This window comes from Winogradskyella litoriviva (assembly GCF_013249065.1).
GTDB classification, from domain to species: Bacteria; Bacteroidota; Bacteroidia; order Flavobacteriales; family Flavobacteriaceae; genus Winogradskyella; species Winogradskyella litoriviva.
The window spans coordinates 279,206-299,268 of record NZ_JABRWQ010000004.1 but is presented as its reverse complement, the minus strand read 5'-3'; the positions used below and the strand labels follow the sequence as shown (position 1 = coordinate 299,268).

Genomic DNA, 20,063 nt, shown 5'->3' with positions numbered 1-20,063 from the left:
AACGATATGATTTGGTTTTGTTGTTAAATCAGCAGTACAAGATTACAAGTTTCTTAAGAGGTACAAAAACGAAAAATTAAATCTAAACTAATATGAAAAACAACAAATTAATCTTAAAATCATTAACGATTTTATTTATTATTTCTTCGTGGTTTTCTTTTGCCCAAGAAATTTCAATAAGTGGCGTTGTTAATGACGAAACAGGATTGCCAATTCCTGGCGTAAACATTATTATTAAAGGTACTAGTACTGGTACAACAACAGATTTTGATGGCGCTTTTACCATTAGTGCAGAAGTCGGCTCTACATTATCGTTTAGTTATGTAGGATATATTACACAAGACATTGTTATACTAAACAAGTCTAGTATTACTGTACAATTAATTGAGGACCTTGCTAGACTAGACGAGGTTGTAGTTATCGGTTATGGTACTCAAAAGAAAAGTGTTGTTACAGGTGCCATTTCTGGAATTAAACAAAGTGAACTTGAAGATTTACCAATTACGAGAGTAGAACAAACCTTACAAGGTAGAGTGTCTGGTGTTACTATAGCAGCAAATGCAGGTCAACCAGGATCTTCATCAACTGTACGCGTTAGAGGTATTACTACCTTAAATAACAATGAACCTTTATGGGTAGTTGATGGTGTAATAGTAGACTCTGGTGGTATTGGATTTTTAAATCAATCTGATATAGAATCTGTAGAGGTATTAAAAGATGGTGCTTCTCAGGCTATTTATGGTTCTAGAGCAGCAACTGGTGTAATACTTATTACAACGAAAAAAGGAAAAACAGGTAAACTGAGTGTTAATTACAATGGTTACACTGGCATATCCACTGCTGCAAGAAAATTAGATTTGTTAAATGCCACAGAATATGCCACTTTATTAAATGAAAAATCTGTAAATGGTGGTGGTGGTATTTTGTTTTCTAATCCTGAGTCTTATGGAGAAGGCACGGATTGGCAATCTGAAATCTTTAATGATAGTGCTATTAGAACTAGTCATGAATTGAGTTTAAGTGGTGGTAATGAGGTTTCTAAATTTTTTGCTTCTTTTGGATATAATGACCAAGAAGGTATTGTAATGACCGATATTTCGAATTATACAAGAAAAAATATTCGTTTAAACTCAACACACAACATAACAAAGTCAATTAGATTTGGGCAAACGGTTGGGTATTCGCATGAAAAAAATATCGGAATAGGGAATACCAATAGTGAATTTGGTGGTCCGTTATCATCTGCAATAAATTTAGACCCTTTAACACCAGCAGTAGAAACCGATCCAGTTCTTATCAACCAAGCACCATATACCAATACTGGTATTTGGAGAGATTCTAACGGAAATCCTTATGGTATTTCGAGTTTGGTAGCACAGGAAATGTCTAATCCATTAGCATACCAGCAAACTCTTTTAGGAAATTATGGTTGGGCCGATAATTTTGTAGGAAATGCCTATTTAGAAGTAGAACCAATAGAAGGTTTAAGATTTAGAACTACACTGGCAGGTAAATTAGCGTATTGGGGCTCTGAGAGTTATACACCAGTATCTTATTTAAATGCCTCTTCTATCACAACACAAAATAATATTTCTAGAAGTACCAATAAAGGTTTTGGCTGGAATATTGAAAATACACTGTCTTATACAAAATCTTTAAATAAACATAACTTTAGTTTGTTACTTGGCCAAGGTGTATATGTTGATAATAAAAGTTCTGGTGAAACTGTTACGTATTTTGGTATTCCTGTAGATAATTACCAAGAAGCATCTTTTAATTTCTCAGTTCCTGAAGACCAAATAACAGCATCTGCATATACAGGAGTAGAGCATAGAGTTACTTCTTTGTTTACTAGATTAACTTACGATTATGATGAAAAATATTTATTAACCGCCATTGTAAGACGTGATGGCTCTACACGTTTTGGTAGTAATAATAAATATGGTGTATTTCCATCCGTATCTTTAGGTTGGGTACCAACCAAAGAAAGTTTTTTAGAGAATAATGACATTATTAACCAACTTAAAATACGAGGTGGTTATGGCGTCTCAGGTAATGATAGTTCTGCAGATTATGCTTATTTAGCTACCATTGGCGACGGAAGAAACTATACGATAGGCACCTCTGGTTCTGTTGTAATTGGTAGTAGTCCAAACGCTCCATCAAATCCAGATTTAAAATGGGAAGAAACTAGTCAGCTAAATATTGGTTTTGATGCACGCGTTTTAAATAATATAACGGTTGGATTTGATTGGTTTAAAAAAGAAACCTCAGGAATATTACGCGCAGTGCCATTACCAGGTTATGTAGGGTCTGTTGGTAGTCCAACAGGGAATGTAGGTGATATGGAAAATACGGGAGTTGATATAGAGCTTGGTTACAGTAAGACATTTAATGATTTTAGATTGTCGTTAAACGGAAATGTTTCATTCTTAAAAAATACGGTTACAAATTTAGGAACGGTTGATTTTTATTCTGATGGATCTTTTCAATCAAGTACATATCCAATTACAAGAACAGAAGTTGGTGAGGCGATAAATTCTTTCTATGGTTTTAGAACTAATGGCATCTTTCAAAACCAATCAGAAATTGATAATTATGTTAATTCGGAAGGGACAGTAATACAACCTAATGCACAGCCAGGTGACTTTAAATGGCAAGATTTAGATGATGATGGTAATATTGACGCTGATGACAGGGATTTCTTAGGAAGCTCCATACCTAAAGCTACTTTCGGATTTACATTAAATTTAGATTATAAAAATTTTGATTTTATGGTCTTTTGTCAAGGGGCTACTGGCAACAAAATCTTCCAAGGTTTAAGAAGACTTGATATAGAAAATGCTAATTATCAAACTGCCGCATTGGGAAGATGGGTAGGAGAAGGGACATCAAATACGTATCCGAGATTAACCACCAATGATACTAATAATAACTTTTCGAATCCATCGGATTTTTATTTAGAAGATGGCGATTATTTAAGATTTAAAACCATTCAAATTGGATATTCATTACCGTCAGAAACTTTAAAGAAATTTGGTATTGACAGATTAAGAATATATATAACCTCAGAAAACCTATTAACATTCACCAATTATAGCGGGTACGACCCAGAAATAGGAGGTGGAATATTTGGAATTGACCGTGGTTATTATCCACAAGCCATTACAAACCAATTAGGTGTTAATCTACAGTTTTAAAAAAAGAAAAATTATGAAAGCAAACAAATTAAGTAGAAAAATGTATTTCTTTATTGGTTTACCAATAATGCTTCTTACTATTTCTTGTAATACTGATTATATTGAAGTAGATACTACAGGTACATTGTTAGAAGATAATTACTATAGAAATGAATCTGAAGCCTATTCTGGATTAATCGCTGTTTACGATGTAATTGGCAAACAATCTCGAGGTTTTGAAAATATGATTTCGCTGTTAAACTCTGGTTCTGATGATCATTATACGGGAGGAGGAAGTTCATCAGATGGCTCACAATTGCAAGCATTTTCTAATTATACGATTAGCGAATCTACCATTGCGACCAGTTATTGGAATGATTTTTACCAAGGTATTTTTAGAGCGAATACGTTACTATTAAAACTTCCAGGCGTTGATATGGCGACGACAACCAAAGCAAGATTTACAGCCGAAACAAAAGCGTTACGAGCCATTTATTATTTTGAATTGGTAAGACTGTTTAGAAACATTCCATTAATTACATCTCCTCTAGGGACTGATGATATATATAGTGTAACGCAAGCCGACCCAAATGATGTATATGCTCAAATAGAGACGGATTTATCTGAAGCAATTTCTGGATTACCGGTATCCTTAGATTTAGAAAATGAAGCAGGACGACTTACACAAGGTGCAGTTAAAGCACTTTTAGGAAAAGTTTACTTATATCAAGGTAAAAACAGTGAAGCAGCAGCTCAATTTGCAGAAGTGAATGGTACACCAGGTTCTACAAGTGCATTTGGTTATAAATTATTAGATGATTTTTCAGATTTATGGAACATAAGTAATATTTATAATACGGAATCAATCATTGAAATAGCACACTCTGATCAGAGTAATGCAGACTGGTGGTTTTGGGGATCAGGTGCAGATGAAGGTAATAGCTTAAACGTAATGTGCGGTCCAAGAGGCTATGTACGCACAGCTGGATCAACAGCCCCTGATTATGCAGCAGGTTGGGGATTTAACATAATTACTCAAAGCCTATATGATGCGTTAGATGGCGACCCTAGGTTTGACGATACCATTGAAAACCTACAGGCTTATGTTGATTCTGGTGAAGTTCAATTAGAAGAAAGCTATCAATATACTGGCTATTATCTTAAAAAGTTTATGCCTTTTAACTCAGATGTATCTACAGGAGGTGGAGCAAGTGTACTAAATTACAAACAACACACCTATATGATGCGTTTGGCAGACACCTATTTAATGGAAGCAGAAGCATTAGGAGGAACAGGTACACGTGCTCAAGCATTATTAGATGCGGTTAGAGCTAGAGTAGGATTGCCTTCTGTGCCAGTTTCTTTAGACGCCATAATGCAAGAACGACGTTTAGAACTCGCAGGAGAAGGGCACAGATGGTACGATTTAGTTAGAACCGGTAATGCAGCAACAGCTTTGGCGTTTAAAGGATTTACACCTGGTAAAAATGAAATATTACCTATACCACTTGCTGAATTGGAAAACACCTTATTGGAACAAAATCCTAATTATTAATATTTAAAAAATTTATTATGATATTAAATATGAAATTAAAATGGGCTATTAAGCTAATTGCTGTTGCTTTAATAACGGTCACTTTTTCCTGTCAACCAGATGAAATTGGAAATGGTAATGGACTCACAGCGACAGATATGGATGCAAGTTTTTCTGTTACGGAAGTATCAGGAGTAAATAATACTTATATGTTAGAATCTAACAACAGCTATATTACTTCAAGTTGGAATCTTGGCATTGGCGCTGGTTTTTTTACAGGCGGAAATAGTGAAGAAGTATTTTATCCGGATGCAGGGACCTATACCGTTCAACATAAAGTTTCCGGTATTGGTGGTGCCGAGTCAACAGTATCTCAAATCATAGAAGTTGAAACTTCGGACCCATTATTTGGGAACATTGTAAGAGGAGGAAAATTTGACACTGCAGATGATATTGCTGAATGGACGGTTCTTAATATAAGTGCATCTGGTGCAGAATGGACCTTCGCCGATGGAAAAGCAACCATACAAGGTGGTGGATGGAATCAAAAGGCCATCTACCAAGCTATTGAGGTTGTAGAAGGACAAACATATAACATTGATATGTTAGCGAGTTCTACTTCAGGAATTATTAATACCTGGTTTGAAGTTTTTGCTTCAGCAACACAACCGGTTGATGGAAACGATTATTCTGCAGGAGGCATATTAGCCTCAATAAATTACTGGTCTGGTTGTGGTGATACGCCATTCAGTGGTTTATTATCGGAAGTAGGATGTGGAGACACGGTTTACCCAGGCGAGCCAGGAAAATTTATTGCAGAAGCGACAGGTACTATTTATTTAGTTATTAAATGTGGTGGCGAAAATTTATTAGATGGTATTTCTATAGATAATGTAGAAATGCGAGCATCAAATTAAGAAGAAAATTATTTGAATTTGTTTATTTATTTAGATTTTAAGGCCCATGTTCTGTTATGGATGTGGGCTTTAATTAATCTGTAATTAAATAATCACTTTAATTAACCTATATATTATAAATAGTATGTTAGACCGTATAAATGAAAAGTTTAAAATATTCAGAATGAGCAAGTTCCTAATACTAATATCTTCAATTACGATTTTTATAAATTGTTCTTCCAACGATTCTGACTCTAATGATTCTAATCCAACAGACCCAGAATCAACGATTACCTACAGCAATGTAGATTTATATGTAACAGAAGCAGATAAATCGGCGTTATTAAGTTTACAATCTACAAATCCGCCTTTGTTTTCAGAAAATATAAATTTCTCGATAACAGTTAATCCTGAGGTAATATATCAGGAAATGGATGGATTTGGATTTTCTTTAACGGGTGGCAGTGCATTGCATTTAAATAACATGGACTCTGCCGAAAGGGCAACAATTTTAGATGAATTATTTAATGAAGAGCATATAGGTATAAGTTACTTACGAGTAAGCATTGGAGCATCTGATTTGGATGCAGAACCATTTACATACAATGATTTATCTACTGGAGAAACAGATGAGAATTTAGAACAATTCTCTATAGCGAGAGATGAAGAACATCTTATCCCTGTATTAAATGAAATTCTCGCCATAAATCCAGACATAAAAATATTGGGATCACCATGGTCTGCACCATCATGGATGAAAACTAATAACAATTCTATTGGCGGAAGTCTTAAGCCCGAATATTTTTCAACCTATGCCAATTACTTTGTAAAGTACATTCAGGCCTATGCAGCAGCAGGTATTACCATCGATGCTATAACAGTACAAAATGAACCACATCATGATGGGAATAATCCTAGTATGTATATGGAACCTACGGATCAGGCTTTATTTATTAAAACGCATTTAGGCCCAGCTTTTAATGCCGCTAACATCGATACTAAAATTATAATATGGGATCATAACGCAGATAATCCTTGGTATGCAACGAGTATTTTAGATGATCCTCAAGCAAATTCATACATTGATGGTTCTGCATTTCATTTATACAGTGGTACTATAAATAATCTTACTACTGTGCACAATCTACATCCTGATAAGAACTTATACTTTACAGAGCAATGGGTTGGTGTAAATAGTGCGTTTGAAGATAACTTATTGTGGCACACTAGAGAATTAATTATAGGAGCAACCCGTAACTGGAGTAAAACGGTATTAGAGTGGAATTTATCCTCTAACGCTAGTTTAGAGCCGCATACACCTGGTGGTTGTACAGAGTGTTTAGGTGGAATAACTATAAATGGAAATACGGTACAAAGAAATGTAGGTTATTATATCATTGCGCATGCATCCAAATTTGTACGACCAGGATCGCATAGAATAGCTTCTAATTATTCAACAGACTTACCAAATGTTGCCTTTGAAACACCAGAAGGTACTATAGTAGTTATTGTTGTTAATAATACGGCCATAGATAAAGCATTTAACATAAAAACGCCAGGCGAATCCATTTCGACCTCTTTAAAAGCAGGTGCAGTTGGTACTTATGTCTGGTAACTAATATTTAAATTAAGATGATTAAAAAAATAATATTCACCCTTACAATTTCACTTTTAATTTGTTCTTGTAATAAGGACAAAAAAAGTAATGACAAAGTTGATATAGATAGCCCTAAAACAGAAGAAGCAGTGGCATTATTAGGAAAAGAAGTACAAGTATATACAACCGCAGAAAACACAGATAAAAAGCTAACTTTAGATCAAAAAAAAACATTTAAACAATCAAAGCAACCTTCTGAAGGTGAAATTTCAGTTTTTGTAAATCCTGCAAAACAATTTCAAGAGTTTTTAGGAATAGGTGGTGCTATTACAGATGCAGCAGCAGAGGTATTTTCAACCCTTAGTAAAGACAAACAAGAGGAATTATTAAGCGCCTATTATTCTGATGACGGTATCAATTACAACATTATAAGAACCAGTATTCACAGCAGTGATTTCGGACTAGGCAGTCATACATATATAGAAGAAGGCGATAAGGAACTTAAAACCTTTTCAATAGAAAAAGACAAGGCAAAGCGCATCCCAATGATTAAGCGAGCTCAGGCAATCATTAAAGAGGATATGGTTTTTTATGCTAGTCCTTGGAGTCCTCCTGCCTTTATGAAAACCAATAACAATATGCTACAAGGCGGTAAATTGTTACCAGAATTCAATCAAGCTTGGGCCAACTATTATGTAAAATTTATTGAAGCCTATGAAGCAGAGGGTATTCCTGTTTGGGGAGTTACCGTTCAGAATGAGCCAATGGCAGTTCAACGTTGGGAATCTTGTATTTATACGGCAGAAGAAGAAAGAGATTTCTTAAAAAATTATTTAGGACCTACTTTCCAAAACAATGAGTTAGGCGATAAGAACATTGTGGTATGGGATCATAACAGAGATTTAATATCGCATAGAGCAAATACTATTTTTGAAGATCCAGAAGCTTTAAAATATGCTTGGGGAATTGGATTTCACTGGTACGAAACCTGGGCTGGTGGCGAACCAAAATATGACAACTTACAGAATATTAAAGCATCTTTCCCTGAAATGAATTTACTATTCACTGAAGGCTGCCAAGAAGGCTTCGATGCAACTCAATATCAGCGTTGGTCTAATGCAGAACGCTATGGTAATTCAATGATTAATGATTTTAACAGTGGTACTGTAGGTTGGACCGATTGGAATATTTTATTAAATGAAAAAGGAGGTCCAAACCATGTTAATAATTTTTGTTTTGCACCAATACATGCCGATACTAAAACCAATGAATTGATTTATACACCTACGTATTACTATATCGGTCATTTTTCAAAATTCATAAAAAAAGGAGCTTTAAGAGTAAGTACAACCACAAGCAGAAGTACTTTAGAAAGTACATCTTTCCAAAATCCTGATGGTAGTATCGTTACCGTTGTAATGAACAAAACCGATGATACAATTGACTATAATTTAATTGTGGGTGACAGTGAAATTTCACTCAAAATTGAACCACATGCAATGCAATCTGTACTTTACTAATTGATAAAAAAGTATAATACTTAATCCAAAGAATAAAACAATACGAATCTTAAAAAAATTAAGCAATGAAAATTAAAATTTTCCTAATTCTCACTGTAATATTATCAGCATTTCTATCTTGTAGCAGTGATAGTAATGATAACGCCCCTATTCTTCCTACAGACTTATCTATAAGTGGAGTAAAATTTGGAGCAGATGGTAGTCATCCTAATGGTGATGGAAGTGGTGTTGTAGACTTTACAATTACAGCTACCAATGCTACCTCTTATGGTGTTTTAATTAACAATGAAACTTTAGAACTTACAGAAAACACCTTTAGTTACACCTTTACAGAGAACGGAACCAATGATTATTCAGTAATTGTTTCGGCATATAATTCTGAAGGGTTTATCAGTACTACATATTCAATTACTGTCTATGTATCTAATAGTGGTGAATTACAGCTTGTTTGGTCAGACGAATTTGACGGCAATGGTGCGCCAAATTCATCAAATTGGGGATATGATCTAGGTGACCATGGCTGGGGAAATAATGAGTTACAGAATTATACAAACAATTTAGAAAATGCAAAGGTAGAAAATGGTGTACTAAAAATAGTTGCGAAATCTGATGGAACTGGTTATACATCTGCAAGGCTAAAATCACAAGGCTTGCAATCTTTTACCTATGGAAAAATTGAAGTACGCGCTAAATTACCTTCTTCTCAAGGTACATGGCCAGCTATTTGGATGTTGGGTTCTAACTTTTCTAGTGTGGGTTGGCCGCACTGTGGAGAGATGGATATTATGGAGCAAACCGGTTGGGATAAAAATAGTGTTTTAGGAACTTTCCATTATCAAGATAGCTCAAGTGACTCTTATTCTCACTATGGCGAAAGTACTGCAGCAGCTACATCGACATCTGAATTTCATTTATATACACTAGAATGGTCCTCAGACGTAATAAATGTTTTATATGACGATGTTACTTATGTAACGTTCTCAAACCATAGTAATTTACCCTTTAATGCTGATTTCTTTATTATTTTAAATATCGCAATGGGTGGTAATCTAGGTGGTGATATAGACCCTAATTTTACTCAAGATACTATGGAGATAGATTATGTAAGAGTATATCAATAATCATAAAACAAATAAAGGATTATAATCAATGTTTTAAAGAATAAATTATGAAACACACAGCGCATTATTATTTATTATTTTTATTAATAGGAGTTTTATCGGTATCCTGTAAAACAAACGGTAAAGAAGATTTGCAAAAAGTCGCATCAACCGATTTGTGGGAAGTAGATTTCCTTGATGAGTTTGACACATTTAACCCAGAAAATTGGCAAGACCAGCGTATTTGGGTTAACGATGAAACGCAATGCTACGTGCCTGATGGAGAATATGGCACAAGAGAAGTCAGCGATGGTACGTTAAAACTGAAAGTAAAAAATATAGAAACAAAGTTAACCTGTGACAATTTTGACAAACAAGGAAACCAACATCCCGAAACCGAATATGTTGCTGGACGAATCTGTTCTAAAAACCGCAAAGAATTTATAAAAGGTAAATGGACTGCTCGTCTAAAATTATCGAGTAATGGAGAACCTAGTATGTTTCCTGCTTGGTGGTTATTGGGTGCTCAAAATAATGAACCACCTGTACAAGAAGACAATGAGAACGTATGCTGGCCAACAACTGGCTCTGGAGAAATAGATATCTTTGAGCATCATGGAGACCATATGAAGGATGAATTTACTACAGGTGCCATTGTAAATTTAGGTGGATGTGGCGAAGGTGATTGGCAAAGCAAACGAAGAAATTTTCCTTCAACACTCAATGAATTTCATGACTACAGTGTGGAGTGGGACGGAAGCGACCTTATTTATAGATTAGACGGTAAAGAAGTATACCGCAATATTGGAGAGGGTGATAAATACCCAGAACCTATGTTTGCTATCTTAAACTATGCTAAAATTACCGATTTTGCAATGAAAGGCGAATGGGTGATGGAGGTAGACTGGGTGAAACATGAATCTAAAAAGCAATCCTAATACAATCGTATTTGGTCTGTATCCTTATCCGCTAATCATTCTATGAATTTCAACAAATAGATAATGAACAAAGCATACACTATTTTTGTAAGTTTTATTGTAGCCTTAGGTGGTTTTCTTTTTGGTTTTGATGCCGGTATTATTTCGGGAGTAATGTCTTTTGCTGGACCAGAGTTTGACCTAAATGAAATACAATCTGGTTGGGTTGTAAGTTCGCCTTCATTTGCGGCAATGATTGCTATGCTATTTTCAGGTCGATTAAGTGATCGATTTGGCAGAAAAAGATTGCTTATTATAGTAGCCTTTCTTTACGGAATTTCGGCTGTATTATCCGCTTTAGCAACATCTTATGAAATACTATACATAGCAAGAATGATAGGTGGGTTAGCTTTTGGCGCAGCTTTGGTTTTAGCGCCTATTTATATAGCAGAAATATCCACAGCAGAAAATAGAGGTAAGCTAGTAACATTGCAACAACTAAATATTGTTTTTGGTTTTTTTGCCGCTTTTTTAAGTAATTATTTTTTTAATAAATACAATACACCAGAAAGTGATTTTTTTACCGATGAAAATGTATGGAGATGGATGTTAGGCGTAGAATTAATACCTGCGTTATTGTATTTTATGTTTTTATTTTTTGTGCCAAAAAGCCCACGTTGGTTGTATTTAAAACATAGAGTAACTGAAGCAAAACAAGTTTTAATAAAACTTCATGGCATTGAAAAGGGCCATGCGGAAATTGCTTCGATAGAAGAAAACGCGGATACTAATAAAGACAAATCGAAATTAAACATTAAAGATTTATTGAAACCATCCTTACGATTTATACTAATTGTAGGCTTAATTGTTGGTGTGCTTCAGCAAATTACAGGTATAAATGCAGTCTATTTTTATGCAACATCGATATTTAAGCAAACAGGCATTGGTACAGATGCAGCCTTTTCATCGGGTGTATTATTAAGTACCATTTCAGTTGTATTTACTTTTGTCGCCATCTATTTAATAGATAGAATGGGCAGAAGACCTCTGCTACTCATAGGTACAGCAGGTATTGCAGTTAGTTTATTATTATGCGCATATGGTTTTAATCAAGCGACGTATCAATTACCAAAAGAGAAGATAGCTCAATTTGAGTTTTCTGACGCTGAAAAATTAATGCCTTTTGCGGATAAAGTTTATGATAACGACATCGATTTTAAAAGCGATATAAAATCTGCTTTAGGTACAAAAATATATGGTAAAAATGACGGAGCAATTTTAGAAGCTGCAACTCAAATTAATGCTCCTTTAATATTGATAGGCATATTAGGTTTTGTAGCTTGTTTTGCATTTTCACTTGGTCCAGTAATGTGGGTGTTATTGTCAGAATTATTCCCATTAAAATATAGAGGATTGGCGATAGGTGTCATTGCTTTTGTAAACTCGTTAATGAGTTCTATCATACAATTAATTTTCCCTTGGGAACTGTCGCATTTAGGCAATGCGTTAACCTTTTTTATATTCGGCGCTATTGCCACAATAGGTTTCTTTATTCTTTTAAAAATATTACCAGAGACAAAAGGGAAATCTTTAGAAGCGATAGAGAAAGAATTAGTTAAATCAAGTATGGATGTTAGTCTATAACACGTATCAACACTATTCTTAAACAAGAATTAATAATAACGTGCACTATACGGGTCTAATTTTAGTGCTTCGATGTAATTAAAAGCACATCTTATAAATAGATTAATAGTGCTTAATTAACACGCGTTCTTCAATGTTATCATTTTAGCGCGTGTTTTTTTATCTATTAATATTAATATGATTTGAACACAAAAGGATTACCAAATTCCTAGATAACTATTTATTGCTTATGTTCAGTTTTGCGTTTAAATTTATAGATAATACCAAAATTAATACCAAAGGAAGAATATGGTACTTTTACAGAAAGTTCTTTAGATGTATCCGTATTATCACTAGGTAAATCATCTACATAAGTTGTAGTCCTATTGACACCCGTTGGCAAATTATCTAAAGAATACAGGCCACTAACCGCCACCGTACCATCGGGTAAAACTACATTAGTATTAAATTCTTTAATTTCAGAATCCTTACGCTTTAGACTAATACCGTAATACTCAGCTTCTATAAAAAGACTAAACTTAGCGTTTAATTGATGTCTATAACCAATAGCAGCAATAAAGCCTAAAGGGAAGTGTCCGTGATAATCTTCTACATAGCTAGTCTCTGTATAAGAGCCAAAAGGCACCCCAAAAGCATCGGCTTCTGCTTGTGTAAAGTTTGCTTTTTGATGTACAACGGCCTCTGTTTTTCCACCTAATTTAACTAGGGCGCCGAGACGTGTATAAACATTAGGATTAAATCTATAAACCAGAGATGCGGCGGCACCAAAGGCACGCGCTCTTGCTATAGCATCTACCTCAAAACCTGTCAGTCTCACTTTAGACACGGTTTGGTCATCACCATGAAGATAGCCTAGACTTAAATCTGCGCCAATGTGCTCGTTAAAAAAATAGGTTCCTCGTAATTGTGCATTAAGTCCTTCACCATAACTTCCGTAGGTGTTTTCGATTGAACTGGCGGATTGTTTTTCGCCAATTTTCATGCCTGCACTACCTATAGCATAACCGCCACTTGCGGAAATTTCAAATTGTGCATGGCTTATTGTGCTAATTAATAGCGCGGTACAAAAGATTATAATTTGCTTCATAATTGAACATTTAGGATATCAACTAAAACTTATATAAAGGTACATATTTAAAGTGTTTCTGTGGTTACCTTTTCTGTAAAAAAAGGTGTACAAAATAAAATTTATTTGTTTGAGGTGAATTAAGCACTTACAGTCCCTTAAAATTCTATTTTAATTTAACCAAAACTGATTATCCTAATTTGTAGATTGCCAATTTCGTTTTAATGCACCATAGTTTTAAAAGAGCTATTCAACCCTGTTTTTATATATCAATTAGAAGCACAATACTTATCATTGTCTAGCTAATTTTCCTACATACTATTTTTAACATCTCAATTATAGGTATCCTAAATTTCTGTTTTCATAGTTTTTCTTCTTGTTAATTATCGGAATCGTAAATTGAATCTTGATATTAGTTTCGCATTATTATTTGTTGTACTTTGTTAGGATACAACGGTTTTAACAGGGTTGCACTATTTTTTTTGGATTGTATTTATTAATACTAGGCCATAAACATTTAGCTAAAAAAGACTAATTAAAAACGTTGACTAACTCATATATACTTTAACTGCTTATGCCAAAACTAAATTTCTCCGCTTACGACACCAAAGGGTTTTACGATGAAATGTTTGATGAGAACCAAAACATTAGACCTAATTACCAATTGTTTGCAGAACGGCTTCAAAAATTAAGTCAGAAGAAATTAAACACCCTACAGCATGCAACCGACCGCGCACAACTGTCATTGGGTATGACCTTTAATGTTTACAGTGACAATCAAGGAATAGAACGTATTCTTCATTTAGATATTATTCCAAGAATTATAGGTAATAGCGAATGGAATCAACTCGAAAAAGGTTTACAACAACGCATAAAAGCCCTTAACTTATTTATTCAAGATATATATAATGACCAAAAGGTATTGAAGGATAAAATAATACCTAAGGAGATGATTTTATCTAGTGTGTCTTATTTAAAAGAATTAGAAGGCTTTAAACCACCAAAAGATATTTGGTGCCACATTACAGGGTCTGATTTAATAAAAGGTGGTGATGGCAAGTATTATGTTTTAGAAGATAATTTAAGATGTCCATCTGGTGTCTCGTATATGCTTGAAAACCGTGAAATATTAAAACGTACGTTTCCAGAGTTATTTGAAAAACTTGATGTGAAACCCGTTTATAACTATACGCACACCTTAAGAGATACCTTAGAATCTTTAGTTGATATAGACAAACCAACCGTTGTTGTAATGACACCTGGTATTTACAATTCGGCTTATTTTGAACATTCCTATTTAGCACAACAAATGGGAGCCGCTTTGGTAGAAGGTCGCGATTTAGTGGTAAAAAATGATATGGTTTATATGATTACAACTCATGGTTTACAGCGTGTAGATGTTATTTACCGTCGTGTGGATGATGATTTTATTGACCCAGAAGTCTTTAATAAGAAATCCTTATTAGGAACACCTGGATTATTTAGAGCCTACCTTAAAGGCCATGTCGTTTTAGTTAATGCACCAGGTACAGGCGTTGTAGATGATAAGGCTGTTTATGCCTATATCCCCAGAATTATTAAATATTATTTGGGTGAAGATATGATATTACCCAATGTAAAAACCTATATCTGTGATGAAGAAAGTGATTGTAAATACGTGATTGAAAATATTCATAATTTGGTTGTAAAACAGACAGATGCTTCAGGAGGATATGGGATGCTAATTGGTCCAAAGTCCACCAAAAAAGAACAACAAGAGTTTATTACAAAAATAAAAGCGAAGCCAAGAAATTATATTGCTCAGCCAATGATTAATTTATCACGCGTGCCTACTATAGCAGATAATACTATTGAAGGTAGGCATGTAGATTTAAGACCATATGCGTTGTATGGTGATTCTATTAAAATTATTCCCGGAGCTTTAACACGTGTGGCTTTAGAAAAAGGGTCTATTGTGGTGAACTCATCACAAGGTGGCGGTAGTAAAGATACTTGGGTTTTAAACAGTTAAAAATAAAAACTATGTTAGGCAGAGTTGCAAATACTATATATTGGATGAATAGATATCTAGAACGCGCAGAGAATTACGCACGTTTTATGGATGTAAATTATAACTTATCATTAGAATTACCACCTGATGAAGTAGCACAGTGGCAACCCCTTGTGCTTATTACTGGCGATTGGGAATTATTTACTTCTCTATATCCAAAAGTTGAAAAGAATAAGGTTATCTATTTTTTAACCTTTGATAAAAACAACCCAAATTCTATTTTAAATTGTATTTCTAGTGCGAGAGAAAATGCACGAGCCGTACGCGCAGAAATTACTAAAGAAGTTTGGGAGCAAATAAATGCGCTTTATTATTTAGTAAAAAATTCAGCGGTTAAGAAAAATCAAACCGATAAGCAATTACGACTTTTTTTTACAGACATTAAAAACGGATGTCAATTGGTGTATGGTATGTATTATGCCACTATATCTAGAAATGAAGGTTGGCATTTTGCAAAATTGGGTCAATTAATTGAGCGAGCCGATAAAACCTCTCGGGTTTTAGATGCTAAGTATCATTTCTTATTAAAATCACCAAAACTAATAGGGTCGTCATTAGATTTAATTCAATGGGCAGCGCTTTTAAAATCGGTAAGTGCATACGATATGTACCGCAAAAAATATGGAAAATTAACTCCATCTGGTATTGCAGAATTTTTAATATTAGACACTGAATTTCCTAGGTCTATTTTGGCATGTTTACTCAGTGCTGAACGTTGTTTAGTGAGTTTATCTGGAAGCTCTGTTGGTTTTAGTAATAACGCTCAAAAGCAATTAGGTGTTTTAAAATCACAGTTAGAATATGTAGACATCAATGATATTATAGCCCAAGGAATGCATGAATATTTAGATCATATTCAGCTTAAATTAAATGCTATTTCTTCTGCAATTTATAATTCATTCTTTTCTATTACACCCTATGTACAGGAGTCATCGCAAAGTCAAAAACAATAACTAATTTAGAGCTAGTTTAATTGTATTGAAACCCAATAGGTACTCTAAACACAGCGCTTTAGTGTTTTGTTCATTTTTTGTCTAAGTACTTATTCATAGAAGGACTAACTATGTTTATTGTTGCGCTTGGCTTTGCATTTGACTAATATAAGATGCAGAGGGTCTTAAGTCTACGGAAACTTCCATGGTATTTTTGCCCATGCTATATATGACACCTTTTAAAGGTGGTACATCATAATAATCTCTTCCATGTGCCACAACAATGTGTTGGTTTTTAGGGATTTGATTATTGGTAGGGTCAAAATCTACCCAACCAAAGGAAGGAATATAAACGGAAAACCAGGCATGTGACGCATCTGTACCTATTAATTTTTCTTTACCCTCTGGCGGTAATGTTTCTATATAACCACTAACATATTTAGCTGGTAAACCCATAGCACGTATACAGGCAATAGCTATTTGAGCAAAATCTTGACAAACCCCTTTTTTAGCCGCCATTACATCCTTTAGCGGTGTTGCGATATTGGTAAATCCTGGTACAAAATCGAAATCGGTATAAATACGTTGCATAAGTTCGTTAGCCGCTTCATAAAATGAACGTTCTGAACTAAACGATTTGGCTGCATAGGCCTTAATTTCATTATTACCAATAGAAATTAATGGTGAAGGCATTACAAATTGTCTTACATCAATAATTTCTGCATCTGTTCCTTTGAGTTGTGTTAAGGTTTCTGCTATTGTTACTTTTTTAGCTTTTAAAAAATCGGCTTCATTATGTTGTTTTTCATAATCTCTGGCCACTTTGCTGCGTGCTATAACAATTAGTTCTTTATGATGTTGTTGTATAGAAAAACGGGTTACAGCATTTCCAAAAAAATCTAGACGTTCTGTAATATCAGTTGGCGTAGGCGTAATTTCTAAACTATAGTCTAATAGTGTTTGACCTGCAAAACTTTTAGGTTTTATAGTTGTAAGGTTATGACAAAACGAAGCGCCATGCTCGTATGTGTATTTTGTTTTATGCCAAAGATCAAAAATCATATTAAGATGTAATGTTTCGGTTAACCAATTGTTTTTGGGCTTGCGAATGATTAAAATAGGTATCTGAAATAGATAATGATGTGTTATGCAGTAAATCACTTAAATCAGACAATACATCATCTAAATTCTTACGCATGTTTGAATTGTCGTCTATGACTAACATGTCTTTTAGATTTAAGCGGTCCATTTTAGAAATAACGGCGTTTATATTTTGTTGACATATAGTAAGTTCCTCGGAATTATTTGTTTTAGGTAATTTATAGATATCCTTTTTTAAACGATGCATTTGATATGTTAATGACCTAGAGTATTCTTTATCTAAGATTATTAGATTCAACACATTTTCTAAACTTAAATAAGAGTTATAGCTGTACCTATAGATATTTAAACTTTCGTGGCTACTTAATAAGGATTCTAAAACTTCATATTCTAGTTCTTCATCGTAATTAACAATTAACATTGCTCTAAATTTCTCTATATTCATAGCGCCAATCTCTAGCTGCAAACCAATAAAGTAGAGTAGGAGTCCTTGCCTCACTAATATACTCTCTTCGGTAAGCGCCATAAATGCAATGAGTCTGGTTATAATTTTATCAAAGAAATTAGTGAGTTTATTAACCGTGAAATCTTCTTCTTTCTTTAGATTTTTTAGGTGTTTTTGAATGCCGTCAAAAACACGCCACATATCTCTAGACCATAAATTACGCAATGCATAGTACGAGTTGCTAAAGCTTTGCATTGATTGTGCGAAACTTCCAATTTTTGTCTCATCTAGAATGATATCTTTTATTTCTGACAGAGGATTATTTAACACCTCTTCATTTTCTGTAATAAAACCAGGAAATGTAGATGTAATTTTAGTAATTGATTGAAACAGTATTTTTAGACTTTCGGACTCTGATTTTCGGTGATTGTACTGTGCGTGCGTCATTTGGCTAAGTACCATTCTCAAATATCTTGCCGTTACTAACGCTCTTCCGATATATCTACCTGACCAAAATAAATTTTCTGCTGTATTACTTGGGACATCATTGATGTTTGTAGAAGGGCTAGAATTAGTTTTGTTCCAAGAATAGTTTTGCAAATTAGTTTGAGGCGTATCATTTACAATCCAAAAATCTTTACTGGTGCCACCACGTTGGTTAGATACAAATAATTCTTCACGTTCTGTTGCTACTCTTACTAAGCCACCAGGCATAATACTATAACCATTCGCATTAGCAATAGCAAAAGTGCGGCACGAAATTTTTCGAGGTTCTAATTGATTGTTTACAAAATTAGGTGCTGTAGAAAACGATATTTTTTCTTGAGCCACAAATTTATGAGGATATTCTAAAATCTCTGCTTTAAGATTATCGAGTTCCTTTTTATCCAAAAATTCACAAAAATAAATATGCTCTCTTTTAGAGCGGTCAATTCGTTTTACGACAAAAGACTTTAAATCTTCTAAAACATGTTGACGTTCTTTATCTTGACCACACCACCAGGAAGCTATTTGCGGTAACCTTAATTCTTCATCTAAGAAATATTTACAAATATTTTCCATAAAAGGAATTAACGCAGGATTTTCTAATATACCACTGCCTATAGGATTTAAAATAGTCACATTTTGCAAACGAACAGCTTCTAATAAACCAGCAACACCAAGATAAGAATCTTCACGCAACTCTAATGGGTCCATAAAGCTATCATCGACACGTCTTAGAATAACATCAACTTGTTTTAATCCTTTAAGCGATTTTAACCAAACCTTACCATGTCTAACCACTAAATCATTCCCTTTTACAAGCGGATAGCCTAAAAATGACGACAAATATGCATGTTCAAAATAGGTTTCATTATGTGGTCCTGGAGTTAAGATCACAATCATTGGACTTTTTACATTTGTATTGGCCGCATTGAGTAACAACTTATTAAAGTCGTTAAAAAACTGAGAAGGTTGCGAAACGTTGATATTTTTATAAAGTTCAGGACAAATCTTACTTGTAGAAAACCTATTTTCTAAAGCATAGCCCATACCTGATGGCGCTTGTGTTCTATCATTTACAACCCACATTCTGCCATCTGGACCTCTGGCTAAATCTGCAGCATATATTGAAAGTTGTTTAGCGTTTTTATAGAGTATTTGATCACATGGCCGTAAAAAACCACTATGGGCATAAATTGCTTCTGGTGGAATAATACCATTTTTAAAAAGGTCTCTTTTTCCGTATAAATCTTTTAAAACAAGATTTAATATTTCAGCTCTTTGTTGTATCCCTTTTTCAACGTCTTTCCATTCGTTTTGATGAACTATATATGGAACAACATTTAAATCCCATGGTCTATTTAAACCTTTTGGATCATTATAAACATTATAGGTAACACCATTTTCTGCCAGCAGCCAATTGATTTCTTTTTGTTTTAATACCAGATTTTCCGGACCAATTTTTACTAAATTTTGCGACAAGACTTTCCAGTTGTCTTTTATGCTCATTTTAGGTGTAAGTAATTCATCATAACGTGATGACGCAGAAAAATAGTTTTCAAATAATGTTTTAGTTATGGTTTTCATATATAAGCGACA

The 20,063-nt window shown here is 34.1% G+C and carries 13 protein-coding genes; 10 read left to right on the top strand and 3 right to left on the bottom strand.

The genetic code is table 11. The features are described from left to right. Window positions 1–92 precede the first annotated feature (92 nt). The 8 genes from HNV10_RS10290 to HNV10_RS10255 all read left to right on the top strand — a co-directional run bounded on the left by HNV10_RS10290 (window position 93) and on the right by HNV10_RS10255 (window position 12,387). Window positions 93–3,200 carry a SusC/RagA family TonB-linked outer membrane protein gene (locus tag HNV10_RS10290; protein ID WP_173301265.1) on the top strand — a complete coding sequence of 1,036 codons (3,108 nt, stop codon included), beginning with the start codon at window positions 93–95 and terminating at the stop codon, window positions 3,198–3,200. A gap of 13 nt (window positions 3,201–3,213) precedes the next feature. Further along, window positions 3,214–4,734 carry a RagB/SusD family nutrient uptake outer membrane protein gene (locus tag HNV10_RS10285; protein WP_241695496.1) on the top strand — a complete coding sequence of 507 codons (1,521 nt, stop codon included), beginning with the start codon at window positions 3,214–3,216 and terminating at the stop codon, window positions 4,732–4,734. Between the two features lie 17 nt (window positions 4,735–4,751). Continuing rightward, entirely contained in the window at window positions 4,752–5,630 is an 879-nt protein-coding gene (locus HNV10_RS10280; RefSeq protein ID WP_173301264.1) for a PKD domain-containing protein, read from the top strand. 163 nt (window positions 5,631–5,793) lie between these two features. Further along, window positions 5,794–7,224: a glycoside hydrolase family 30 protein gene (locus tag HNV10_RS10275; RefSeq protein WP_173301263.1), complete on the top strand. Its 1,431-nt coding sequence runs from the start codon at window positions 5,794–5,796 to the stop codon at window positions 7,222–7,224. A 17-nt stretch (window positions 7,225–7,241) separates the two neighbouring features. Further along, window positions 7,242–8,726, top strand: a complete 1,485-nt coding sequence (locus tag HNV10_RS10270; protein ID WP_173301262.1) for a glycoside hydrolase family 30 protein — start codon at window positions 7,242–7,244, stop codon at window positions 8,724–8,726. A gap of 65 nt (window positions 8,727–8,791) precedes the next feature. Next, a complete protein-coding gene (locus HNV10_RS10265; protein WP_173301261.1) occupies window positions 8,792–9,847 on the top strand; it encodes a glycoside hydrolase family 16 protein in 1,056 nt (351 codons plus the stop codon). A gap of 47 nt (window positions 9,848–9,894) precedes the next feature. Beyond that, on the top strand, window positions 9,895–10,764 hold the full coding sequence (locus HNV10_RS10260; protein ID WP_173301260.1) for a glycoside hydrolase family 16 protein: 870 nt from the start codon (window positions 9,895–9,897) through the stop codon (window positions 10,762–10,764). Window positions 10,765–10,827: 63 nt separating this feature from the next. After that, the gene (locus tag HNV10_RS10255; RefSeq protein WP_173301259.1) at window positions 10,828–12,387 is read left to right on the top strand and encodes a sugar porter family MFS transporter; all 1,560 of its coding nucleotides are present in this window, start codon (window positions 10,828–10,830) and stop codon (window positions 12,385–12,387) included. Between the two features lie 220 nt (window positions 12,388–12,607). Here the strand turns inward: HNV10_RS10255 and HNV10_RS10250 are convergent, their stop codons facing one another. Further along, window positions 12,608–13,474 carry an outer membrane beta-barrel protein gene (locus tag HNV10_RS10250; RefSeq protein WP_173301258.1) on the bottom strand — a complete coding sequence of 289 codons (867 nt, stop codon included), beginning with the start codon at window positions 13,472–13,474 and terminating at the stop codon, window positions 12,608–12,610. A 553-nt stretch (window positions 13,475–14,027) separates the two neighbouring features. Here HNV10_RS10250 and HNV10_RS10245 point away from each other — a divergent pair. After that, the gene (locus HNV10_RS10245; protein WP_173301257.1) at window positions 14,028–15,464 is read left to right on the top strand and encodes a circularly permuted type 2 ATP-grasp protein; all 1,437 of its coding nucleotides are present in this window, start codon (window positions 14,028–14,030) and stop codon (window positions 15,462–15,464) included. An 11-nt stretch (window positions 15,465–15,475) separates the two neighbouring features. Then, entirely contained in the window at window positions 15,476–16,456 is a 981-nt protein-coding gene (locus HNV10_RS10240) for an alpha-E domain-containing protein (protein ID WP_173301256.1), read from the top strand. Between the two features lie 114 nt (window positions 16,457–16,570). Here HNV10_RS10240 and HNV10_RS10235 read toward each other — a convergent pair whose 3' ends face one another. Further along, complete coding sequence (locus HNV10_RS10235) at window positions 16,571–17,497, bottom strand: transglutaminase family protein (protein ID WP_173301255.1); 927 nt, start codon at window positions 17,495–17,497, stop codon at window positions 16,571–16,573. Between the two features lies 1 nt (window position 17,498). Then, window positions 17,499–20,051: a circularly permuted type 2 ATP-grasp protein gene (locus tag HNV10_RS10230; protein ID WP_173301254.1), complete on the bottom strand. Its 2,553-nt coding sequence runs from the start codon at window positions 20,049–20,051 to the stop codon at window positions 17,499–17,501. Window positions 20,052–20,063: the final 12 nt, after the last annotated feature.